The organism is Arthrobacter sp. B1I2 (assembly GCF_030816485.1).
Lineage (GTDB): Bacteria > Actinomycetota > Actinomycetes > Actinomycetales > Micrococcaceae > Arthrobacter.
Window position 1 is genome coordinate 3,527,786 of the sequence record NZ_JAUSYC010000001.1, and the last position, 21,716, is coordinate 3,549,501.

General features: G+C 66.1%; 21 protein-coding genes. 7 read left to right on the forward strand and 14 right to left on the reverse strand.

Annotated features, from left to right (window positions below; translation table 11 throughout):
- Positions 1–135 precede the first annotated feature (135 nt).
- Positions 136–1,518: a class I SAM-dependent RNA methyltransferase gene (locus tag QFZ57_RS16470; RefSeq protein ID WP_306900977.1), complete on the reverse strand. Its 1,383-nt coding sequence runs from the start codon at positions 1,516–1,518 to the stop codon at positions 136–138.
- Positions 1,515–3,491 carry an APC family permease gene (locus QFZ57_RS16475; RefSeq protein ID WP_306631587.1) on the reverse strand — a complete coding sequence of 659 codons (1,977 nt, stop codon included), beginning with the start codon at positions 3,489–3,491 and terminating at the stop codon, positions 1,515–1,517. Before QFZ57_RS16475 ends, QFZ57_RS16470 begins: the two co-directional genes overlap by 4 nt.
- Positions 3,492–3,609: 118 nt before the next feature.
- Here QFZ57_RS16475 and QFZ57_RS16480 point away from each other — a divergent pair, with 118 nt between their 5' ends.
- Both QFZ57_RS16480 and QFZ57_RS16485 read left to right on the forward strand, forming a co-directional pair.
- Positions 3,610–4,284 (forward strand): potassium channel family protein, encoded by a 675-nt coding sequence (locus QFZ57_RS16480; protein WP_306631589.1) that lies wholly within the window; start codon positions 3,610–3,612, stop codon positions 4,282–4,284.
- Positions 4,281–5,039: a potassium channel family protein gene (locus QFZ57_RS16485; protein ID WP_306631590.1), complete on the forward strand. Its 759-nt coding sequence runs from the start codon at positions 4,281–4,283 to the stop codon at positions 5,037–5,039. Before QFZ57_RS16480 ends, QFZ57_RS16485 begins: the two co-directional genes overlap by 4 nt.
- A gap of 84 nt (positions 5,040–5,123) precedes the next feature.
- On the opposite strand, the gene QFZ57_RS16490 is transcribed toward QFZ57_RS16485, so the two are convergent.
- The 4 genes from QFZ57_RS16490 to dut all read right to left on the reverse strand — a co-directional run bounded on the left by QFZ57_RS16490 (position 5,124) and on the right by dut (position 7,571).
- Positions 5,124–5,891, reverse strand: a complete 768-nt coding sequence (locus QFZ57_RS16490) for a DUF3159 domain-containing protein (RefSeq protein ID WP_306900978.1) — start codon at positions 5,889–5,891, stop codon at positions 5,124–5,126.
- Positions 5,888–6,142, reverse strand: coding sequence for a hypothetical protein (locus tag QFZ57_RS16495; RefSeq protein ID WP_306631592.1), 255 nt, complete (start codon positions 6,140–6,142; stop codon positions 5,888–5,890). The genes QFZ57_RS16490 and QFZ57_RS16495 overlap by 4 nt, the downstream gene beginning before the upstream one ends.
- A 100-nt stretch (positions 6,143–6,242) precedes the next feature.
- Positions 6,243–6,956: a DUF3710 domain-containing protein gene (locus QFZ57_RS16500; protein ID WP_306900980.1), complete on the reverse strand. Its 714-nt coding sequence runs from the start codon at positions 6,954–6,956 to the stop codon at positions 6,243–6,245.
- A 105-nt stretch (positions 6,957–7,061) separates the two neighbouring features.
- Positions 7,062–7,571, reverse strand: a complete 510-nt coding sequence (dut, locus tag QFZ57_RS16505) for a dUTP diphosphatase (protein WP_306631594.1) — start codon at positions 7,569–7,571, stop codon at positions 7,062–7,064.
- Positions 7,572–7,675: 104 nt separating this feature from the next.
- Between dut and QFZ57_RS16510 the strand changes: the two genes are divergently transcribed.
- The 4 genes from QFZ57_RS16510 to QFZ57_RS16525 all read left to right on the forward strand — a co-directional run bounded on the left by QFZ57_RS16510 (position 7,676) and on the right by QFZ57_RS16525 (position 11,139).
- A complete protein-coding gene (locus tag QFZ57_RS16510; RefSeq protein WP_306631595.1) occupies positions 7,676–8,164 on the forward strand; it encodes a DUF3093 domain-containing protein in 489 nt (162 codons plus the stop codon).
- A 205-nt stretch (positions 8,165–8,369) separates the two neighbouring features.
- Positions 8,370–9,692 (forward strand): septation protein SepH, encoded by a 1,323-nt coding sequence (sepH, locus tag QFZ57_RS16515; RefSeq protein WP_306900982.1) that lies wholly within the window; start codon positions 8,370–8,372, stop codon positions 9,690–9,692.
- 204 nt (positions 9,693–9,896) lie between these two features.
- Entirely contained in the window at positions 9,897–10,481 is a 585-nt protein-coding gene (locus QFZ57_RS16520; RefSeq protein WP_306900983.1) for a dihydrofolate reductase family protein, read from the forward strand.
- Positions 10,482–10,830: 349 nt separating this feature from the next.
- The gene (locus tag QFZ57_RS16525; protein WP_306900984.1) at positions 10,831–11,139 is read left to right on the forward strand and encodes a hypothetical protein; all 309 of its coding nucleotides are present in this window, start codon (positions 10,831–10,833) and stop codon (positions 11,137–11,139) included.
- Between the two features lie 610 nt (positions 11,140–11,749).
- On the opposite strand, the gene QFZ57_RS16530 is transcribed toward QFZ57_RS16525, so the two are convergent.
- Both QFZ57_RS16530 and QFZ57_RS16535 read right to left on the reverse strand, forming a co-directional pair.
- Positions 11,750–12,469, reverse strand: a complete 720-nt coding sequence (locus tag QFZ57_RS16530; RefSeq protein WP_306901605.1) for an AAA family ATPase — start codon at positions 12,467–12,469, stop codon at positions 11,750–11,752.
- Positions 12,470–12,654: 185 nt separating this feature from the next.
- Positions 12,655–13,347: an HAD family hydrolase gene (locus tag QFZ57_RS16535; protein WP_306900985.1), complete on the reverse strand. Its 693-nt coding sequence runs from the start codon at positions 13,345–13,347 to the stop codon at positions 12,655–12,657.
- Positions 13,348–13,373: 26 nt separating this feature from the next.
- Here QFZ57_RS16535 and QFZ57_RS16540 point away from each other — a divergent pair, with 26 nt between their 5' ends.
- The gene (locus tag QFZ57_RS16540) at positions 13,374–13,802 is read left to right on the forward strand and encodes a recombinase family protein (protein WP_306900986.1); all 429 of its coding nucleotides are present in this window, start codon (positions 13,374–13,376) and stop codon (positions 13,800–13,802) included.
- Between the two features lie 255 nt (positions 13,803–14,057).
- Here the strand turns inward: QFZ57_RS16540 and QFZ57_RS16545 are convergent, their stop codons facing one another.
- The 6 genes from QFZ57_RS16545 to QFZ57_RS16570 form a co-directional block, all read right to left on the reverse strand.
- Positions 14,058–14,483, reverse strand: coding sequence for a hypothetical protein (locus QFZ57_RS16545; RefSeq protein ID WP_306900987.1), 426 nt, complete (start codon positions 14,481–14,483; stop codon positions 14,058–14,060).
- A 185-nt stretch (positions 14,484–14,668) separates the two neighbouring features.
- On the reverse strand, positions 14,669–16,138 hold the full coding sequence (locus tag QFZ57_RS16550) for an HNH endonuclease signature motif containing protein (protein WP_306900988.1): 1,470 nt from the start codon (positions 16,136–16,138) through the stop codon (positions 14,669–14,671).
- A gap of 101 nt (positions 16,139–16,239) precedes the next feature.
- The gene (locus QFZ57_RS16555) at positions 16,240–16,971 is read right to left on the reverse strand and encodes a thymidine kinase (protein ID WP_306900989.1); all 732 of its coding nucleotides are present in this window, start codon (positions 16,969–16,971) and stop codon (positions 16,240–16,242) included.
- Entirely contained in the window at positions 16,964–18,202 is a 1,239-nt protein-coding gene (locus tag QFZ57_RS16560) for an alkaline phosphatase family protein (protein ID WP_306631605.1), read from the reverse strand. The genes QFZ57_RS16555 and QFZ57_RS16560 overlap by 8 nt, the downstream gene beginning before the upstream one ends.
- Position 18,203: 1 nt before the next feature.
- Positions 18,204–18,947, reverse strand: coding sequence for a DUF5998 family protein (locus QFZ57_RS16565; protein WP_306631606.1), 744 nt, complete (start codon positions 18,945–18,947; stop codon positions 18,204–18,206).
- A gap of 41 nt (positions 18,948–18,988) precedes the next feature.
- Positions 18,989–21,673 (reverse strand): bifunctional acetate--CoA ligase family protein/GNAT family N-acetyltransferase, encoded by a 2,685-nt coding sequence (locus tag QFZ57_RS16570; RefSeq protein ID WP_306900990.1) that lies wholly within the window; start codon positions 21,671–21,673, stop codon positions 18,989–18,991.
- Between the last annotated feature and the right edge of the window lie 43 nt (positions 21,674–21,716).

Consider the following 21,716-nt stretch of genomic DNA (forward strand, 5'->3'; position numbering starts at 1 on the left):
TGTCGCGCGGTTGACCGCCTGCTAGTTAGGAAGCCCTAAGTAGCTCCAGGGCCCGAAAATTTGCACACGGCCGGCCGAGAATTCGGGCGCGACGTGGGACTACTACGGCCATCGTAGTCGAAAACCCCGGCGGCATCATGGACCCGGAACCAGCAGTGCCACCGTCTCGAGGTGGTGGGTGTGGGGGTACAGGTCGAAGGCCCGCAGGCCGGCGAGGTCCCATCCTGAGCGGCGGAAGTAACCCAGGTCACGGGCAAACGACGCCGGGTCGCAGGACACGTACGCGATGGCCCGGGGCGTCGACGCAACGAGTTGGCCGACGACGGCTTTCCCGGCTCCGGCGCGCGGCGGGTCAAGGACAAGGGCGTCGAAATCCCGCGGTTTCTGGCGCAGGATCCGCTCCACGCGGCCCTGGACCACCTCCACCTGGGCTGCTGCGTGCAGGTTCTTCCGGGCGTCGCGGCTGGTCCCCGGCGCCCCTTCCACGGAGAGCACGGACCCCGTCTCCCCCACGGCGTCGGCCAGGACCGCGGTGAAGAGCCCCGCGCCCGCGTAGAGGTCGGCAACCACGGCACCGGGACGGAGGAAGTCCCCCTGCTGCAGGAATTTTGTGACAGCCCCCACAAGGGTCCCGGGCGCGTCGCGGTGGATCTGCCAGAAGCCGTCGCCTGTGACCCGGTAATCATGGCCCACGGCGGATTCCTGCACCCAGGTGCGTCCCCGAAGCTGCGTCACGTTGCCGGTCAGCGGATCAAAGGCCGCCACCGAGGCGTCCCCCGGCAGTTCAGCGGCGATTGCCCTCAGCCGTTTCTCCTTGGTGTTGGGCGCCGGGGCCAGGAGCACCAGGGGCCGGGAACCGTTGGCCGGAGCGGCCACCTCCACGCGGTCGATGCCCTGCAGGTCCAGGTCCCACAGGCGCAGGGCGTTGATGGCGTCGCTGGCCAGGGGCATCTCCCGCACGGGAACGATGTGGTTGGAGCGGTGGGCGTGCATCCCGAGCCTGCCGCCCGGGGTGACCGAAAAGCTGGCCCGCGTACGCCACCCAAGGCCGCTGCCGCCGTCGTACGTTTCCCCCACCGCTTCCACGCTCCCGGTCCAGGCAGGCGGCGCCTGCTCAAAGCCGGCCAGCCGGGTGAGCTGTTCGGTGAGGACGTCCGACTTCAGGCTGCGCTGCCTGGTGAGCGTCATGTGGCCGAACTCGGCACCGCCTACCGGCGGGTGGCCGTGGCTCCATGCCCGGAGGGAATCCGCGGGCCGCCAAAAGTGCTCCACGCGGTCCGGGGAAGCCTCCAGCACCTCGATGACATCCGCCCGCCAGAACTTGGCGTCATCTCCTGCGTCGGTCAGCCTGACCCGGACCTTCTCTCCCGGAATGGCGTGCCGGACAAAGACCACCCGGCCTTCATGGCGCGCCACGCAGTGCCCGCCGTGGGCTACGGGCCCGACGTCGAGCACGGCCTCTTCGCCGGCGTGGCCGGCAGCACCGGGTGCCTGGGTGGTGGAAGTTCTTGCGGTCACTGGACGTCCTGGAGGTTCTTTGCTTCTTCGGATGATTTGAGCTGCCAGGGAACGCTGGCCACCATGACTCCGGGTTCGAAGTGCAGGCGGGTCTTGATCCGCAGGGCGGTCTGGTTGTGCACCAGCTGCTCCCACCACTTGCCCACGACGTATTCCGGGATGTAGACCACGATGAGGTCCCGCGGGGAGTCGAGGCGCATCTGCTTGACGTAGTCCATGATGGGCGTGACCGTCTCGCGGTAGGGGCTGGCAAGGACGGTCAGCGGGACCGGGATTTCGAGCTTCTCCCAGTCGGCGATGGTGTGGGCCGTTTCCTCCGCGTCGATGTCCACCGTGATGGCATCCAGCCTGGAAGGCCGCGACGCGCGGGCATAGGCAAGCGCCCGCAGGACAGGCTTGCGGACGTGCGACACCAGCAGGACGGCGTGCACCCGGGTAGGCAGGGCCCGGGGTGAGGAGTCCTCGTCCACAGCGAGTTCCTTGGCCACGTTGTCGTAATGCGCCCGGATGCTCCACATGATCAGGAAGAGGATGAACATGGCCAGCAGGGCGATCCAGGCGCCCTGCTCGAACTTGGTGATGAGGACGATGACCAGCACCAGCCCCGTCATGCCGAAGCCGATGCTGTTGATGGTGCGCGACTTCATCATCCGGCGCCGGACGGCCTTGTCCTTGGCGAGCTTCAGTTCGCGTCCCCAGTGCCGGATCATGCCCAGCTGGCTGAGGGTGAAGGAGATGAAGACGCCCACGATGTAGAGCTGGATGAGCTTGGTGACGTCCGCGTCGAACGAAATGATGAGCACCAGGGCGCCCGCCGCGAGGGCAAGCACACCGTTGCTGAACGCGAGCCTGTCGCCGCGGGTCCGGAGCTGGCGGGGCAGGTAGCCGTCCTGGGCCAGGATGGAGCCCAGGACCGGGAACCCGTTGAATGCCGTGTTGGAGGCGAACACCAGGATGACGCCGGTGGCGGCCACCACGACATAGAAGGGAATGGATCCCGCACCGAAGATGGTCTGGGCGATCTGGCTGATGGCGGGGTTTTGGACGTAGCCCTCCGGCAGCGGCTCGCCGTTCAGCAGGAATTCCGTGGCCGGATCCAGCACGATGTGGACCTTGGTGGCGTTGGCCAAGTAGATGATGCCGGCCAGCATCGCGGCGCCGATGACGCCCAGGAGCAACAGGGTGGTGGCCGCATTCCTGCTCTTGGGGTGCCGGAAGTTGGGGACGCCGTTGCTGATCGCTTCGACGCCGGTGAGCGCTGCGGCGCCGGAGGAGAAGGCCCGGAGCAGCAGGAACGCACCGGCCAGGCCCACCAGGCCCTGGTCGAAGCCCTCCGCCGGGACGATGGTGAAGGCCGCCGACGGTGCCTCCCCCAGTTGCCCCGTTGCGGCTTGGAAAACGCCCACCGCGGTCATTCCCAGGATGGACGCCATGAAGATATACGTGGGGACAGCGAATACGCTGCCCGCTTCCTTGATGCCCCGCAGGTTGACCAGGGCAAGGATGACGACGCCGATCGTGGCGATGACGGCCTGCTCACCGTGCAGTGACGGTACAGCGGTGGTCAGGTAGGCGGCCGCCGAGGACATGGACACGGCCACCGTCAGGACGTAGTCCACCAGGAGGGCTGACGCCACGGTCAGGCCGGCGTACTTTCCGAGGTTTACGTTGGCGATCTCGTAGTCGCCGCCGCCCGACGGGTACGCGTGGACGTTTTGCCGGTAGGAGGCGACGACGGTCAGCAGGACCACCATCACGGCCAGGCCCACCAGGGGCGAGATCGCCACGGCGCTGACGCCTGCCAGGGCAAGGGTCAGGAGGATCTCGTCCGGAGCGTAGGCTACGGAGGAAAGGGCGTCGGACGCGAAGATCGGCAGTGCGATCTTCTTGGGAAGCAGGGTATGGGCCAGACGGTCGTTCCGGAACGGCCTGCCCACCAGCACGCGTTTGACGGCGTTCAGTATTGTCAACACCCCACAAAGCTAGTCTGAATCCCGGACGATGTCATGACGGGCAGCGGCCAGGCCTCACAGGGGCCATGCCGGTAGAGTTCTAGCTGCACGATCCTGACTTACATATAGAGGAGATACGGTGGCGCATTTCGTGATCATGGGATGTGGCCGGGTGGGGGCAACGCTGGCGCACACGCTGGAGGATGCCGGGCATTCCGTGGCCATCATCGACCAGGACGACCGCGCGTTCCGCCGGCTCCGCCAGGGCTTTACCGGGCGGAAGGTCACCGGCGTTGGCTTTGACCGGGAAACCCTCAAGCAGGCAGGGGTCGGAGAGGCCTACGCCTTCGCCGCCGTCTCGAGCGGCGACAACTCCAACATCCTGGCCACCCGGGTGGCCCGCGAAACCTTTCACGTCCCGCATGTCGTCGCCAGGATCTACGACCCGGGCCGCGCGGAGATCTACCAGCGCCTGGGCATTCCCACGGTGGCCGCCGTCCGTTGGAGCGCAGACCAGGTGCTGCGCCGCATCCTTCCCGAACAGCACCTCGCAGGGGACTTCCGCGAACCCTCCGGCCGCCTGGTCCTGGCCGAACTGGACCTCGACACCGGCTGGATCGGACACACCATCAGCAGCATCGAAAAAGCGGCCGACGTCCGCGTCGCATACCTCACCCGGTTCGGCGAGGGCCTGCTGCCTGACGCAGGGACCGCCTACCAGGACGGCGACACCGTGCACGCCATGCTGCCGGTGGACCGCAGCGCCCAGGTGGCCCAGATCCTCGCCAAAGCCCCCGCCAAGGAGTATCAGTGAAAGTCGTTATCGTCGGCGCCGGCAGTGTCGGATCGTCCATCGCCCGGGAACTGCTGGCGCATAAGCACGAAATCCTCCTGATCGACCTCAAACCAGAGGTGATCGGCCGCAGCGGCCTGCGGGGCGCGCATTGGCTGGTGGGTGACGCGTGCGAGCTCTCCACGCTGCAGGGCGCCAAGGTGGAGGACGCCGACGTCGTGGTCTCCGCCACGGGTGATGACAAAGTCAACCTGGTGGTGTCACTGCTGGCCAAGACCGAGTTTGGAGTTGGCCGGACCGTGGGCCGGGTGAACAACCCCAAGAACGACTGGATGTTCAATGATTCATGGGGCGTCGACGTCGCCGTTAACACCCCGCAGCTGATGACCGCCCTGGTGGAAGAGGCAGTGGAGATCGGCGATCTGGTCCGGCTCCTGACGCTGCAGACCGGCGTGGCATCACTGGTGGAGTTCACCGTTCCCCATGACTCCCACGTCATCGGCATGACCGTGGGCGAGATCCACTGGCCGGAGGACGCCACACTGGTGGCGATCCTCCGTGACCAGGCGCCCATCGCCCCCAGCCGGGACGACGTGATCGATGGCGGCGACGAACTTTTCTTCGTCACGACCATCGCCGCTGAGGACGGACTTCGGGAGCTGCTCTCTTCGGCCCCGGGGAGCATCGACACCGGCGGGGAGCCTTCGGGCAGCGGCCAGCCGGCCACCGCGGGCGGCCACGGGCATGCTCAGGACGACGACGGCTTCGACGGCTAGGTCCGCCGCCGCACCCTTGGGATAAGGTGGCCCGGGCTTCGCGCGGCTTGGGCGTCAGGCGGCCCGGCTGTCAGGAAGCTTGGTTCAGGTGGCCTGGTTTGTGCCGGCCACAGGTTCCGCCGGAGCAGGCCGGGTCAGGAGCCAGGCCACCCAGACGCCGAGGATGTACAGCGGTGCGCCCATGATGAGGCGGGTGGTGGCGAGGGCGGCCAGGCCGTCGGTGCCCATCAGGTAGAGGGGCACCTGCACGATGAGCCGGAGCGCCAGGACGGCCACGATGATCCAGGTACCCAGGCGGTACGCCTTGACCCGGTCCGGTTCCTTGCGCCACTCCAGGCCCTCGTTGCGGATAAAGCCGAAGAGGAGCCCGGCTACGGGCCACTTGACGGCAATTGAGAGGACCATCGCCAGAATGTAGGCCGCGTTGGTGAAGAAGCCGGGAAGATAGAAGTCTTCCGCTTTGCCGGTGGTATTGGCCAGCCAGGCGGAAATGCCGACGCCGGCCACACCCGCCAGGGCCTGCGTCAGGGGCCGCCGCTGCATCAGGCGGACAACGGTGAACACGGCTGCCGATGCCAGGGCGGCCACCAGGGACAGTGTGAGCTCGCGGGTGATGGTGAACGCCACCAGGAATACGAGGCCGGGCACGATGCTCTCGGCAATGCCCTGCACTCCCCCGGCGCTCCGCAGGACGTCCACCTGCCCGTCATGCCGGCGGTGGAGCCCGGCCTTTGCGGCGTATTGGGCGGCGAGGCCGGCAACCGGGCTCTGGCCGGCAGCCTGCCGCCCGCCCTGCTGCTGTCCGCCGGAATCTGCAGGGCCGGATGGCTGTTCGGGCTCTTGGGCGGTCATTCGTTCTCCTGGCGGGACAGTATCTCGTAGCGCGGATTGAATATGGTGGGCATGTCTTTGCCGCGGGCCAGCATCCCCTCGACCCGGATCCGCGCGCCGGCTTCGATGCCCGGTACCCGGTGGCGGCCCAGCCAGACGACGCGGAGCCGCGGCCGCCTGACCCGGCCGGGCCCCGGAGCGGGACGTTCGGCGTCGTCCGCGGAAACGATGGCGCTGAATTCAGGGGTCCGATCGGCGGGAACGAAGGTCACTGATTCAACGTGCCCCTGGCACCTGACCCTTCCCCGGTCCGGCAGTTGCCCCAGTGGGGTGATTCCAGCGGACGCACGCACAGGATTGTTGTCGGGGGCCTCAGCCGAGCTGGGTAATTTCGGGACCACGTTCGGGCTCCTCCAAAGTGGGCGCGGCGGGCGGAGGAGTGGCGGAGGCGTCCTTGGGCAGCCTCAGCTGCAAAAGGTCGCGCGGCGGCATCGGGCTGTCGCCGCGGACCACGACAACCTGCCGGAACAGGGCCTCGAGCGGTTCAGCGGCGGGGCGTTCCAGCGCCGCGGGTCCGCCCAGGACGCCGCGCAGGAACCAGCGGGGACCGTCCACACCGATGAAGCGGGCCACACGGTAGCCCTGGCTCCCGTCCGGAAGCCCGGCGGGCAGCTTGGCCACCAGTTCGGTACCGAAGGCCCCTTCCACCTCTTCAACCTGGCCGCCCTGCGCGCCGACCGACTGGCCGATCTGTTCGCGGATCTGGCCCCACAGCGTCTCAGTCTTGGGGGCCGCGAAGGCCTGCAACTGAAGGCTGGAGCCGTTCAGGTCCAGGGTTACTGCCACTACCCGCTGTGTTGCCTCTTCCACTTCGAGGCGGAGCTGAAGGCCCTCGCTCGGCGTGATAAGCAAGGCGCCCAGGTCCACAAAGCCGTCGCGGCTGCTGATCTCGGCCTCGTCAAAGGGGCCGTCCTGGCGGCGGGCGGCAGTGGCGGAGCCGCTTTCTTCGCCCTCCACCAGCGTGAGTTCTTCGGCCGGCTCCGCCGGCTCGTCCTTCTTTGCTTTCCTGCCGAACCCAAAGGCCATGGGTGACTCCTTAATTCTGAAAGATGCCAGTTCTGGAACCTGCCGGTGGAACCTTGGAGGTCCCGCCGTCGTGCGTGCTGGCGTGGCAGCGGGTGCAGCCCGGGGTCAGGCTCCGGGGATGTTGAACCCGCCGGTGGAGCCGAAGCCGCCCGTGCCGCGCACGGATCCGTCCAGTTCGCTGACGGGAATGAATTGGGCATACTCCACCCGCTGGATGACCATTTGGGCAATTCTATCGCCGCGCCGCAGCTCTATCGGCTGGGACGAATCGGTGTTCAGCAGGGTTACGGAGATCTCGCCCCGGTAGCCCGCATCAACGGTGCCGGGAGCATTGACGATCGTCAGTCCGTGCTTGGTGGCCAGGCCGGACCGGGGGTGGATCAGCGCCACGAACCCGTCGGGAAGTGCGATGGCGACGCCTGTGGGGACCAGTCTGCGCTCACCGGGCAACAGGACCACGTCCTCGCGGGCACGGAGGTCTGCGCCGGCGTCGCCCGGGTGTGCGTAGGAAGGCGCCTCGAGCTCCGGATCCAGCATCTTCAACTGGACCTGGAGGGTAGGGGCGGGCGATGCTGCGTCCGGGACGAGGTCTACCGTGGCGGGATGATCAGTCACAGTCACTCACTCTAACCCGCGCGCCCAAATCAGTCCTAGGGAGGCCCGGAGAGCGAGCCGGTCCCAAGGTGAAATAGCCGGCCAAAGGTGGAAAGCTTGGCCTTATGCCCGAATCAAGCTCGCCCGCGTCCGTTCCCAGCACGCCCCCTGCCGGGGCACCTGTTATCTACAGGGAGAAGCTGTGGCCCAACGCCTGGATCTGGATCATCGCGGCCGGCGTCTCCGCAGCGGGCATCCTGGTTTTCGCCCCTATCAGCATGGCGGCTGGCTACACGGCAGCGTTGGTCCTCTTCGCCATCATGGCTGTCCTGCTAATTCTTTCCACGCCGGCCATCACGGTGACGCCGGACACCCTTACCGTTGGAAGGGCCACCATTGAACGCCGTTTCGTCGGCGCCGTGCAGCACTTCAGTTCAGGCGAAGCGACGGCGGAGCGGGGCACCCGGCTCAACGGGCTCGCCTACCTTTGCATCCGCGGCTGGATCGATCCCGTCGTGAAGATCGAGATCACGGACCCGGCTGACCGAACCCCCTACTGGCTTGCCTCCACCCGCCATCCGGACCAGCTGACGGCTGCCCTGGCCCGGCGCTGACACTGCCGCTGCGCCTGGCCTTGGGCCGCGCAGTCCTGCCCTGCGGCCGCAGATAGCACTGACTGGTTACCGGCGCGGGGCCCGCTCACCCATCTTTCGGCCCGGTTCCGGCGGAAAATCACGGCGCGCCCTGTTCCTTGAGCCAAATCCCCGGCGTCGAGTGGCAGAGTTTCGGTTGATAGTAATGCCAGGGTGGAGGATTTGTATGCAGGATCTACGGCTTGTAGGCGTGCACGACGACGGGACGCATCTCCTGTTGAGCGGGGCCGGCGGCGAGATGTTCCAGCTGCCGATCGACGAGGCCCTCAGGACGGCCAGCCGGTCCACGGCTAGGCCGCGGGCGGAAAGGCCTGCCGTTCCGATGTCCCCAAGGGACATCCAGGCACGGATTCGTGCCGGCGCCACTGCTGCGGACGTCGCCGAGTTGTCCGGAATGCCGCTGGCCAAGGTGGAGCGCTACGAGGGACCCGTCCTGGCGGAGCGTGAATACGTTGCCCAGCAGGCGCGGAAAGTTGAAGTCGCGGCGCCCTCCCCCGGCCATGACGTCTACCGGTCCGCTTTCGGTGACAACCCGGCAACGCTGGCCGACATGGTGGCCCACCGCCTGTCCGCCCACGGGATCGACCCCACAACGGTGGAATGGGACTCGTGGCGGCGCCAGGACGGAACGTGGACTGTCTCGGCAAGTTTCGAGGCCAAGCCCGGCGGCACCTCCGGGATCGGAGAAGAACCTCCCGCGCTCTGGACCTTCAACCCCGGACGAAAGTCACTGCAGAACACCAACCGCTGGGCGCAGCAGCTGAGCGAACTTGAGCCGCTGGACGGGCCCGTTCCTGCCCGCCGGCTCACCGCGGTATCGGACCGCCCCTTTGATTTCGAGACTGACGCGGATGCATCCAAGACTTCCTCCGGCGGCCCGGGAGGACCTGGCCAGGATGCCGGCAAGGAATCCGACGGCCTCCTGGACATGCTCCGGTCACGACGCGGCCAGCGGCTGGGCTTGGACGAGGATTCGGACGACGCACTGGCGCTGCTGCTCACGCATGGCGTGCCGGCTGCCCACCCCCGCCCCTCCGAGGTGACCGCTGAAACGGAGGCCGGGGAGCCTGAACCGCAGGATGACCAGCCGGATGCACCGGCGGCGCAGGGCGGTTCCTTCATCAGGCGAAAGGATGCAAGGCCGTCCATGCTTTCAGGGCTCAGCATCCTTCCGCCGCACCGGGACAGCAATGACGATGCGCTGCGGCTTCACGACGGCGTCAGCACCGACACGAGGGAAATCACCATTGCGGCGTCCCCGCAGAAACCCTCCGGTTCCGCTCCGGGGGCAGGGTCCGGAAATTCCGGCAACGCCGGGTTGGATGAGCTTCTGGGCAGCAATCCCCGCCGCCCGGCATCCAAGCAGGACGATTCATCCCCCTCGACCGGACAGCTTCCCGAAACCGAGGCGCCGGAACGGCCTGCAAGGCCTAAACGGTCCAGCGTGCCGTCCTGGGACGAGATCGTTTTCGGCACTCGGAGCGACTAGAAGCGGCCTGGCCCGCGCGGGAGGACTGTGACCCGCTCCGGGCAGCGGCAGGCCTGGCGGCTCAACCGTTGTTAGTCGGGTCAGACTCCATTAGTGTCCTCCCTACAGGTCTTCGGCCGGTTGGTCAGCTGCCTGGATGCCCGCACCGCCGCGGGCACGTCGCAACTACCCGGGAGGTTCGCAGTGCCGGACACAACCTGCCATATGTCGATCTCACTGGACGGCTTCGTTGCCGGGCCGGACCAGAGCCGGGACAACCCTCTAGGTATTCGCGGGCTGGAGCTGCACCGTTGGCATATTGGCGATCCCCGGGCCAACGACGCCAACAACGTGGCGACCGGATGGCTCATGCGCCCGCGGGGCGCCTACGTAATGGGTCGGAACATGTATGGCCCCATCCGCGGGGAGTGGAACGAGGAATGGAGCGGATGGTGGGGGCCCGAGCCTCCGTATCACGCCCCTGTGTTCGTTCTGACCCATCATGCCCATGACCCGATCGAGATGGAGGGCGGGACAACCTTCCACTTCATCACCGATGGCTTCGATGCCGCCTACGCCGCAGCCCGGGAGGCCGCCGGGGACAACGGTGTGGATATAGCCGGTGGAGCCTCCACTGTCCGGCAGGCGCTGACCGCCGGCGTGATCGACGAACTCACCCTCGATATTGCACCGGTCCTGCTCGGTTCAGGTGAGCGCATCTTTGACGGAATTGAATCCTTCGGTTTCGAACCTGTTGAGGTGCTCCACTCGCCGCTGGCAACGCACATCCGCTACCGTCGAGTGGCCTAACAGCAATTCACCGACCCCGAATCCCCCTGAGCGGGCGTTCGGACTGAGACGGCATTCCTAGGCGGTGGCAACGAGCTGTCGTTCGAGGCCATCGGAATTCAGGAGATATGCGGCGTAGTGTTCGGGCTCGCCAGCGTTGGGGTACTTGTCCGCGAACAAGGGGGTAGGCATGCGCCGGGTATGGCAGCGAATATCCATGGTCCGATCATTCTTGACGATCAGTCTGATTGCCGTGCTCCCGGCGGTTGCCGTAGCAAGCTGCAGCTCCTCTTCCCAAGGCGAGCCGCCATGCTTTCCCCCTAAGTTCTCGGCCAATCCTTCCAGTGCCAGGACTGGTGAGGTGGTGACTGTGTCGGCCTCCGACGCGCAGTGCAATCCACGCTATGGGGAGAACGCCCGCATCAAAATCACCGTGACAGACTTCAGCGGTGGCAAAGTCATCGATGCGACAGCCCCGATGAACAATGCCGGCGGTTTCGCGTTTACCTTCAAAATACCCGCCGAAGCCGCGGCAGGAGAGGGCTCCATTGCCGCATACCCATATGACATCGACTGGTGCGACGACACGGGCCGGAACAACCGAGCCCATGCAGAAGCCCCTGCCTTCACACTCTCTTCCTGCGCAATGCCGCAGGAGCCCATCACGATACTTCCCTAGGACGGGATTCAGATGGCCGGCCACGGCCATCACGACAGACGGCCGCCCGGTGAAGGATTCTGCAACGGGACGCTCACGCGCCAGGTTAGGCCGAGTTGGTGATCCAGTCAGCCATTCTTCTCATGCATGCATCTGGCCACGCGGTGGATTTCGTTGTCGAGCCTCCTCCTCCGGCAGATCCTGCAGCGGGCACTGCAAGCTCCAATGCGGGCCGAGGGACCGAAACCGCTGAGGCTGCCTCTGGTTCTCACCGGGGTGCATTCAGGACCGATTGAGCCGACGGTGGAGGTCTTGAAAGAACGTCCGGAAGCAGCGTCTCTTGGTTGGGAGGACATCCACGAAGTTTCCCTAACGTTGCCCGCCGGGCAGGCGTACTTCAACACACCAATGGATTGGAAGACACAAGTCGTGGGCAGCATAGCTGGTGACGAGAAGGGCATCTACCGTGCGCGGCTCCACGCAAACGGCCAGGACGCAACTGTCGACCCTGTTGTGGAAGCACCCACAGAGCAGCACCTGATCCAGTTCTGGAAAGAAAACGACATCAGCGCCAACTGTCATCTCATCGCTACCAGAACAGGGCAAAAGCCTCCCGCAGTTCACGAAGTCCCTACAGATGACGCAGGTATCTCTCTGGCGAGTCCAAGAACGATCGCCAGTTGGAAATCAGGTCGAGGTCGGACCAAGTCCGCTGGCGGAGTCCCCACGGGCCGACTTCGAGAATCTGCGCACCCGGGAGGGCTGCGAGGACCGGGGAGTGGGTGGACATGATGACTTGGGAGCCTTCGGCAAGGAGGTCTTTCAGGACCGCCAGGAGGCTAAGGCATCCCGCGAAGGAGAGCGCCGACTCCGGTTCGTCGAGAACCCATAATCTGCGTCCCCGGAAACGACCCACGGCCAGTTCCAGGAACGATTCTCCGTGTGACATGTCGTGGAATGAGATGTCCGGACCCGATGTGCTCGGGTTCTTCTCAAGGTAGGTGAAAAAACCGTGCATGGTTTCCGCACGCAGGAAATAACCCCGTCGTGAGGCGCCAGCGTTTCGGACGAGTTGCAGGTGATCGGCGAGAACGGATTCGGTAGATCTGGTGCTGTGCCGGGCGCCTGTCGATCCGCCTTCCGGAGATAAGCCATAGGCCAGCGCGATAGCTTCCACGAGCGTGGATTTACCCGACCCGTTTTCGCCAACGAAGATCGTTGCCGACGTTAGGTCGAGTCCGTGGTCCAGAACCTGCGCGACAGGGGCCAGGACACCCGGCCACCGGCGGCGGTCGAGATGGTGGGCAGGGTCTTCGGCCACTCGCCTGATTGGAAAATTGTGCGAAGGCATGCCCCATTGTTGCAACCCATTCCACTGGTCCACCAAGTCGCCCGAACCATCGAAGGCACCATCGGGGCACACAGACGTCCCGTAGAAGGATCGGCGTACGGGCGTTTCCAGGGAGTCCTATGGTCCGCAAAGTAAGGCCGGGAGTCGTGTTTCCTCGGAATGATTGCGCCTACGCACCGGCCACCCTAGAGGGTGCCTTCGATAAGGCGTGGAGGCAATTCCGCGAGGCTTTGGATAGTCCCCTGACGCCTTGTGCCTTCGCGGTTGAGGTGGAGGGCTTGTAGCCCCGCGTTCCGGGCTCCTTCGATATCGACCCTGTAGCTGTCTCCGACGTAAAGGGTCTCGGCCGGCGATACGTTCATGCTTCGGCAGGGCTCCATGAAGGCTTCTTGTGCCGGTTTGGCGTGGTTTGTGAGTTCGGAGGTGAAAATCCGGTCTAGGAGTGGTTCGAGTCCTATTCTGTTGATCTTCGACGTTTGCTGGTCGTGGTTCCCGTTGGTGATGACGCCCACCGGCATGCCGATGGCCCGGAGGCCCTGCAGCGCGGGTGCCGCGTCTGGAAACGCCGTCCAGGCTTCCTCGTAGTTCTGGAGGTAGGTGGTGAATAGTTCGTCTATTCGCGTGTTCGTTTGGGGGACTGTAAGCCCGGCTAACGGGAGAAAATGGCGGAGCCGCTCACGGCGCTGTTCCTGGAAAGAGAGTTCCTTGGTGAGAAACCGGTTGTAATTGACTTCCTCGATTTCAAACCACCAACGTGTCAGTTCGTCGGAACGCTCCGTTTCAAGATATTGAAGGAAAGCGTCCAATCCGGCACGGGCAGATGCTGGATGATCGAAGAGAGTGTTGTCCAGATCGAATAGGACGGCTCGAATTTTCACCCGCCAAGCGTAGCCGCTGTTCTTCGATGCTTTGGGATCAAAGGACGCGGAAGGCACTGCCGCCGCGACGAATCACCGGGCTGATTCAACGCCCGGATAAGGATCCCCTTGCGAACTGCACAGTGCGCCAAATAGCGCTGCAAAAATGCCGCCATTTATCGCTGAAAGTCACAGTCCGAGTCTCCGCCAGCACTCAGGATCTCACTGCCCAGCGGAACGCTCCCGCGGCCGCCGGCGTGGATCCCGACACTATCTACGTCGACCACGGATTCACCGGCACCCAGGGCGAACGCGCCGGCCTTGGCAAGGCCCTGACCGTTTGCCGCAAGGGTGACACGCTCGTGGTGAACGTGGTCGCCTGCCCGATCACTGCCCGACGCCAGAGACATCGCGGACGAGCTCACCCGCATGGGCGTTGCCCTCAACCTTGGCGGCAGGATCTACGATCCTCATGATCCTGTAGGCAAGCTCTTCCCCCCGGGGCTGGCGACTCCTGGGATTTTGAGAGCTTTGGTTATTCGGCATCGCTCGCTCTACGGTCTACCGCGCCATCCAACGAGCAACACCAATGCCGCCGAGGTGACAAATAGCGCCGTGATAAGAACGCCACTTGTCGCTGGGAGTCACACCGAATTGGAGCCCAACTGCGGACAGCGGAAGTGAGGGCGGCGGGTAGTCCCGTTTAGGGAACCCCCGGGGGACCTCAAGTGTTAGGCGGGGACCACTTGTACTGGCTTGAACCTAAAAGGTCCCCCGCACTCACGTCCGAAGGGGTATTCCCCGGTTGATTCCGCTTCTATAGCCAGGGCTCTGGTTAGTCGTTTCCCAGAAGAAGTGCGGGCGTCCACATAGATCGAGGTGATGCTGACTGGCGGAGTCAGGTAGGGCGGGGATTGCGGCACCAGCCATTTACCCTCCGCGTTTTTGGTCAGCGGCTGAGGAGTGCAGCCCTCGCCGAAACAGGCCGACACCGATTCCGGCGGGGTGGAAAAGGACAGTTCTACATCACCGACAAATGCCCAACCCATTGCTGGACATGCTCGGTTTTCACCTGCCATGCTGCCGACGACGAGGGTACTTACCAGCAAGGCGGCAGCCGCAGCCAATCCAAGCAGAAGTACTTTTCGACGCTCCATAGCGGGAGCCTACGCTGTCGATCAGTCCCGGTCTTGCCCTCGAGCTCTTTCGATTGTCAAGTGATCTTCGAGAAACAAGGACAAACGCTCAGTGGGCCACTCTTGCTGGTGCCTCGCCAGGAACGCCCCATAAAAGCCACCTTCAATCAGAGGTTGTGACGCGCACGGGAAAGCACCGACCAGAGTCAGGAAGCGAGGTGCTGAAGGAGTGCTTCTTCGAGGAGGCTTCGTGCGCCGGGCAGGGACCCGGGTGGCCAGTGGGTTGGTTCCCAGTCCTGGTGTTCGCTTGTGTAGTGCCGCCCGGTGGGTGAGATCCAGCCGGGTGGTTCGTTCTTGGTGGCCGGGGTGGGTTTCCAGCCGGTGGTGTGCCGGAGTCTGTGGTGCTTGGGGCAGGGTTGTCCCAGGTTCGAGATCCCGGTGCTCCCGCCGTGGTGCCAGGCGAGAATGTGGTCGGCGTGGTTGTCCAGGGAGGTGTTGCTGCAGCCGGGGAACGGGCACTTGCCGTCCCGCATCCGCAGCCACGCCCGCATCGCGCCCGTGACCCGGTAGCTTTTCCGGCCGATCTCCAGCGGCGCCCCGTCCCGCGGGTCCACCAGCACCCGGTAGAACGACCCCGCCCCGTCCGCCACCAGCGCCCGCGCCATCGACGGCGGGATCGGACCGAACCCATCCAGCACCGCCGGTTCATCCGTCAACCCCAGCAGGGAAAACACCGGAACCGTAACCAGCACCTGGGCCCGGACCGGCGACGACGGGTAATCCTGCCCGGCACCGGCGGTGGCGCCGCTTCCACCGGGCCCGGCACCGGCAGGGGCAGCGGTGCTGCAGGTACCGCTTCCGTGGGTGGTGCCGCTGCTGAGAATCGCTGCAGCGAACTTATCGGCCCTGAGTTGGGGCATGGTGCGCGGTTCGTCAGGGCCTTGCAGGCCGCGGGCGATAGCGGTGAGCCGGTTCCAGCCGGCCAGGGCCTGGTCCGCGGGCAGGTACGCCGAGAGCCAGGCCATCCCGTCCTGGTCCGGCCGGTACTCCACCCGCCGGTCCGCGAGTCCTTTGGCGTGGCGTTTTTCGATGCTCCCGGCGTGATGGCGTTCCCGCCAGATCCGGGCCTTGGCCCTGAACCGGTGCGCCGGCATCTCCCCCACCGGGCACCCCCGCGCAGGATCCGGCGCGTCCGGGTCCAAAAAGTGCGCCTCCAACGCCGCCGCCCCGGCCGGGTCCAGGGTGGCGGCCTCATCGGCCATGACCACCGCGTGCTGCCACGACAGGTCCCCGGCAAACAAGGCAGCCAGGGTCCGCGGCAAACCGGACGTCAGGGCGTGGGAGGTGGCCAGAAACGAACCCGCAGCCCTTGGCCCGAGAGCCAACACGCACCCGATCTCCGCCGCGACCGCCATCTCCTGCGCCACCACCGGCACATCCAAAGGGGCCACAGCAGAAGCAGTGTCCGCGTACTTCACCGCAGTCTTCGCCTTCAACCCCGCGAACCCGGCCTCCACCTGCCGCGCACCGGCAAGAATATCCAGGCACCCATCCGCCAACCCCGCCAACGGATCAGCCTCCGAAAACGCCTCACCCGCCCCGTCCGCCTCCGCATTCAACACAGCAAGAGCAGCACGAATATCCCCAAACGCCTTCGCCACCGCCGCTTTCCCCATAAACCCATCATGACAAGGGGGTCTGACATTCTCCCGAAGTGCCATGGTGGGTAGAGTCGGCCACGCGAAAGACCGTGTCCAGGGGCTCCTTCGCTTTTCGCCTATGTCCCTCGGCCGTCGCCGGGCCCGCCTGAACCCCGCCAGAGGCAGGCATCCACCTCGAACGGCAGCAACTGGTCCTGCTGGGCCATCAGGCTTGCGCCGTGTGCCGTCACCCGCCGCATGAAGTGGCGCCGGCACAACGTCTCGTAACCCACCACGGGCACGTGGCCGGCCTCTGGGGCGGCGGCAGCCTCAACCACCATGTCCACGTCGCCAACCACCACCTGGGCGCCCTCGGTGACCATGACGCCGTCGACCGTCCTGGCGTTGTGCGTGGCGCGGCGCCCGCACCAGCACAGCGCCTCCACCTGGAGCACCTGTACCCGGTCGGCAAGCTCGATGAGCCGTTGTGAACCCGGGAACAGCCGGGTGCGGAAGTCGGCGGTAATGCCGAAGGCGAAGACGTCGACGTCGATTTCGTCCACCACTTTGGCCAGCTGTTCCACCTGCCCGGGAGTGTAGAACTGGGCCTCGTCGCAGATCAGGTAGTCGACACGCAGGCCCTGGGTGCGGCGGAACATGACTTCCTCCCAGAAGTCGGTGCTGTCCAGCACCTCCACCGCGTCCGTCTCCAGGCCCAGGCGGCTTGAGATCCGGGATTCACCGGCGCGGTCGTTGCGGCTGAAGCGCACGCCACCACGGCCGCGGACCCGGTGGTTGTAGTCCATCTGCAGGGCCAGGGTGGATTTTCCGCAGTCCATGGTGCCGGAGAAGAAGATGAGTTCAGCCACGCCGGCGGTTCCTTCCTTCGGCCGCGAAGCAGAGCAGCGGGACCTCCCGCTCGGATTTCGTCAGCGAGCCGTGCTGGCCCACCACCTCCATGGCGGTAGGGCGCATCCTCCGGCCGTCGTACAGCGCGACGGCGTCACGGGCCGCAATCATCACGTCGCCGATCCTGCCTTCAACAGCGGGCCGGACGTCGCCAAAGAGTCCCCCGGCAACGGCTTCCTCGCGCGTGAAGGCCCACACCCGGCCACCGAACCGCGCCTTCCAGGCAGCGAGCAGCCGTTCCCGGCCTCCTGCAGTGGCCTCCAGGTGCGTCTCTTCCAGGTACAGGTGCACCATCCGCGGCTCGCCGGCAGTATGGCGGACGCCGTCCACCAGCTCCGGGTGGGCGGAGAAATCGATCCGCTGCGGTCCAGGGACGTCCAGCATTCCGTGGTCTGCGGTGAGCAGAATCGTGGTGCCGGCCGGAAGGGAGGAGTTGAGCCGCTTCACCGTGGCATCGAGCTCTTCCAGCTGGTGTTCCCATTGCTCGGAACGGCAGCCGTAGCGATGGCCCGCCTTGTCCAGCTCGTTCATGTAGAAGTACATGAGGGACGGGCCGGCGGCCGCCATTGCCTCGGCAGCCGCGGCAGTCCGCGCGTGGGCGGTGGTTCCGGCGATGAACCTGCCGCCGCGGAGGGCAGCCCGGGTCATGGGCGAGCCGTCGAACTGGGGGAGGCTGACGGTGCTCACATCCACGTGTCCGGCGATCCGTTCGAACACCGTGGGGAACGGCTGCCAGAGGGACGGGTCCACGCCCGGATCCCAGTTGCCCAGCAGGTTGACCACCTTGTCCTGGTCAGGGTCCAGGACGTCGTAGCCCACCATGCCGTGCTGGCCCGCAGGCAGTCCGGTCCCGAAGCTGGACAATGCGGCCGCGGTGGTGGAAGGGAAGGCGGAATCCAGCCACACAGGGACGTCACCCTGCCCGGCCTGCATCACCGAGCGCAGGAAGGGCGTGTGGGCCGCCTTTTGCTTCAGCAGGTTCCTGCCCAGACCGTCGGCGAGGACCACGCAGACCCGTGAGGCGGCCGGAAGTCCCAAAGTATTGGTGAAGCCCTCCATGCCAAGGCTGGCTGCGGCGCTGGTGAGGACTTCGGCGATTGACCGGTGCCCGTAAGCGGGTGCGGCGGGAAGGTCGGGAGTGCGCTCGGAGGCTGTGGTGGCTTGTGCGGCGTGGAGGCGGTCTTCCGGCATCTCAGCGCTGCTGGTGCCCGCGGCTGAGCCGGTTGCCGAACACCCCGGCACGCGGCCGCGGCGCCATGGACTGGGCGTGCGGAACGGGAGCTGTGGAACCGGTGTTGACCGCCCGCAAGGCCCTGGCAAAGAGCTTGGCGTCCTGCACTGCCTGCAGGCCGTCAGCCTCGGCGCTGATGCGGAGCACGATGTCTTCCTGCGCGATGGTTCCGGTGTAGCCGTGGTCCGCTTCGCACTGCGGATCGCCGCAGCTGGCAGGACCCATGTCCAGCCGCTGGCCACCGGACCACGCGATGGACAAGGTGAGTTCCCGGACGGGGTCCGAGGGCTTGTAGTTCTGCGGCTGGGCGTACATGTAGCTCAAAACCACCGACCGGATCTGTGCCACGGGAACGGACTCGGTAGAGATCTGCGCGACGATCTGCTCCCCCGCCTCGTCCAACTGCTGGTCGTCCACGTGGGTGATCACCAGCATGTCCGCGGTAAGGACCAGCACGGTGATGTGGCGGCGAACTTCTGCCCGGTCAAAGTGGGTTTCCAGGTGCACCAGGTGGGCCACGCAGTCGCGGCCGTCCAATGCATCGTCGACGACGTCAGAGACCAGGCGCGGGTAGAACCCGGCCTTCTGCAGCGCGTCTTCCAAGCTTTGGCCCTGTACTCCGTGGTTGTGTGAGCTGTGCTGGCGGACTGCCTGGTTTTCATTGCCGGGCGTTTCGGGCGCCGACGCGGGAGGCTGGAAGCTCATGCCCCCATTTTCACAGATCGCCCGGTCACTTGCTAACCGCGTCAGCCCAGCATCGCCCGGCGGGCACTGTCCGTGCGCTGCGCGGCATTGCCGATCCGCACGTCGGCGGCCAGGATGGTAACCCCCGCGGTGCCGCACAGGACGGGGTTGAATTCCACCAGCGCGATCTCTGGGTGGTTGTCCTTCATCCAGGCCAGCCTGCCGGCGAGGTCCTCCAGCGCCTGCACATCAACGGCCGGCAGGCCCTGGTAGCCGAAGAGCTTCCGGGACGCCCGCGGAGCACGGACGAAGTCATGTACGTCCACCGCGGAGAGCGGCGGAACCCGGTGGGCCCAGTCGTCCAGGAGATTGACGGCGTCGCCGGCGAGGCCAAAGGAGATAACCGGCCCCAGCAATGGATCCTCGATGGCGCGGAAGGTACAGGCTTGCCCCACCGGCGCCATCGCCTGCACTTCCAGGGCGGGGTCGCCGTAGGCTGCGAGCGCCCGGCGCATCTGCACCACGTTCTGGCGCAGCGACGAGGCGTCCTCGATGCCAAGGCGCACCCCGCCCAGGTCCAGCCGGTGCCGGAGGGCGGGGTCGGTGGTTTTCAGCACCACCGGCCAGCCCAGGGCGTCCGCTGCGGCCACGGCCTCATCCGGGGTGGTGAAGGCAGCAGAGGGCAGGACGGAGATGCCGTAATGCCCCAGCAGGGACGCAGCCGCCGCGGGGTCCAGCTGCTTAAGCTGTTCCCCCTGGACGTCGCGTAGCAGGGCGTCGAGCTCGGACTCCGCCTGCCGGGGGTCGCAGCCGGCGGGTTCGACGAACTGCCCGTGGTCTCGGGCGGCCCACTCCGCGTACCGGACCACGGCCGCAAGCGCGGCCACGGCTGCCCCGGGGTTGGAAAAGCAGGGGACGGTACAGCCCTCCGCTCCCACCAGGCCCTCCACGTTGATGGCGGGGTCCAGGATGCCGGTGAAGGCCGCCACCACGGGTTTCCCGGCACTGGCCGAACATTCCGCCAGGACCTGCGCCACGGCGTCGGCGGTCAGCCCGCGGGCAGGCAGCAGTGCCGCGACGGCGGCGTGCACTGCATCCGACGCCAAGGCCTCAAGGAGGGCCTTCCGCAGTGCGGGCAGGGCCACCGACTGGCCGGCATCGAGGTCCAGTCCGGAAACCACCTGGGCCACTCCCAGCCCGTGGGCGGCAGCGCTGTCCGCCACCACGTTGCCCAGCGCCTGGGAGTTGCTGAAGATGGCGACGTCGGGCCCGGCAGGAAGCGGCTGGCCTGAGACCACCTGGGCCACATCCACCAGCTGTTCCACTGTTTCCACGCGGATCACCCCGGACTGGCGCAGCATGGCGTCCAGTGCACCGGCGGGCGCCTGGGTGGTCCGGACGGCATGTCCGGGCGGCAGGCGGAGGCCCATGGTGTCCGACTTGGCCACGATGACCGGCTTGGTCCGGGCCAGGCGCCGCGCGATCCGGGAGAACTTGCGGGGGTTGCCGATCGATTCCAGGTAGAGGCCCACGGCGGCGGTGTCGGCGTCGTCCTCCCAGTACTGCATCATGTCGTTGCCGGAGACATCGGCCCTGTTGCCGGCCGAGAGGAGGCTGGACAGTCCCAGCCGGCGCCGGCTGGAGGCGGCGTACAGCGAGACGCCGATGGCCGCGGACTGGCTGAACAGGCCCAGGCCGCCGCGCAGCGGCATGGTGGGTGCCATCGAGGCGTTCAAGGACACGTCCGGGTGGGTGTTGGCGATGCCCAGCGACGCCGGGCCAATCACCCGCATCCCGTTGGCCCGGGCCTGGCGCACCAGGGCGCGCTGCCGCAGCAGGCCGCGCTCGCCGTCGTCCGCGAAGCCTGCCGAGGCGATCACGACGCCTTTGACGCCCGCCGCCGCACATTCTGCCACCACGCCCGGCACTTCCTCGTAGGGCACTGCGACGATGGCCAGCTGGACGGGTTCGGGAACTTCGGAGAGCTTGCCGTAGGACATCATGCCGGCCAGCTCCAGCGCCTCGGGGTTGATGGCGTAGACGGAGCCGTGGAAGCCGCCCTCGATGATGTGCTCCAGCAGCTGGTACCCCACGGTCCCCCATTTGCGGCTGGCACCGATCACGGCAACGGACGACGGCGCCAGCAGGTCCCGGACGCTCCTCGCCTCCGCGCGGTGCTCGCGGGATTCCATCACCGCGCGTGATTTTTCGGTGGGGTCGATGTTGAACTCGAGGCTGACGACGCCATCGTCGAAGTGCCGCTTGACGTCGTACCCGGCGTCGGAGAAGACCATCAGCATCTTGCGGTTTTCCGGCAGCACCTCCGCGGTGAACTTCCTAATCCCGTTTTCGTGCGCGGCGGCGGCCAGGTGCTCCAGCAGGATGGAACCGATTCCCCTGCCCTGATGGGCGTCCGCGATGTTGAAGGCGACCTCGGCCTCGGTGGGATCGGCAAGCCGGTCATAGCGGCCGATGCCGATGATTTCGCCGTGGATGGTGATGACGAACGCCACCCGGTCCTTGTAGTCCACTTCCGTGAAGCGCTTGAGCTCCTTGGCTGACAACCTGGCCTTGAACGCAAAGAAGCGCATGTAGATTGAATTCTGCGACTGTCCGGTGTGGAAGGCCTGCACCGCGTCCGCGTCCGACGGGTGGATGGGCCGAAGATGCGCCGTCCCGCCATCACGCAGGACGACATCGGCTTCCCAATGTTCCGGATATTCGCCGTCCCCGGGCTGATCCACCATAGGCTTAGCCTAGCCAAAAACTATCGCAGCACACCCCAAAGGC

Excerpts from the sequence above, each read along its gene's own strand:
- QFZ57_RS16490 (WP_306900978.1), bottom strand. The coding sequence starts at position 5,891 with ATGACCGCCCAAGAGCCCGAACAGCCATCCGGCCCTGCAGATTCCGGC.
- QFZ57_RS16500 (WP_306900980.1), bottom strand. The coding sequence starts at position 6,956 with ATGGCCTTTGGGTTCGGCAGGAAAGCAAAGAAGGACGAGCCGGCGGAG.
- QFZ57_RS16510 (WP_306631595.1), top strand. The coding sequence starts at position 7,676 with ATGCCCGAATCAAGCTCGCCCGCGTCCGTTCCCAGCACGCCCCCTGCC.
- sepH (WP_306900982.1), top strand. The coding sequence starts at position 8,370 with ATGCAGGATCTACGGCTTGTAGGCGTGCACGACGACGGGACGCATCTC.
- QFZ57_RS16520 (WP_306900983.1), top strand. The coding sequence starts at position 9,897 with ATGTCGATCTCACTGGACGGCTTCGTTGCCGGGCCGGACCAGAGCCGG.
- QFZ57_RS16530 (WP_306901605.1), bottom strand. The coding sequence starts at position 12,469 with ATGCCTTCGCACAATTTTCCAATCAGGCGAGTGGCCGAAGACCCTGCC.
- QFZ57_RS16540 (WP_306900986.1), top strand. The coding sequence starts at position 13,374 with ATGCTTTGGGATCAAAGGACGCGGAAGGCACTGCCGCCGCGACGAATC.
- QFZ57_RS16545 (WP_306900987.1), bottom strand. The coding sequence starts at position 14,483 with ATGGAGCGTCGAAAAGTACTTCTGCTTGGATTGGCTGCGGCTGCCGCC.
- QFZ57_RS16550 (WP_306900988.1), bottom strand. The coding sequence starts at position 16,138 with ATGGGGAAAGCGGCGGTGGCGAAGGCGTTTGGGGATATTCGTGCTGCT.
- QFZ57_RS16560 (WP_306631605.1), bottom strand. The coding sequence starts at position 18,202 with ATGCCGGAAGACCGCCTCCACGCCGCACAAGCCACCACAGCCTCCGAG.
- QFZ57_RS16565 (WP_306631606.1), bottom strand. The coding sequence starts at position 18,947 with ATGAGCTTCCAGCCTCCCGCGTCGGCGCCCGAAACGCCCGGCAATGAA.
- QFZ57_RS16570 (WP_306900990.1), bottom strand. The coding sequence starts at position 21,673 with ATGGTGGATCAGCCCGGGGACGGCGAATATCCGGAACATTGGGAAGCC.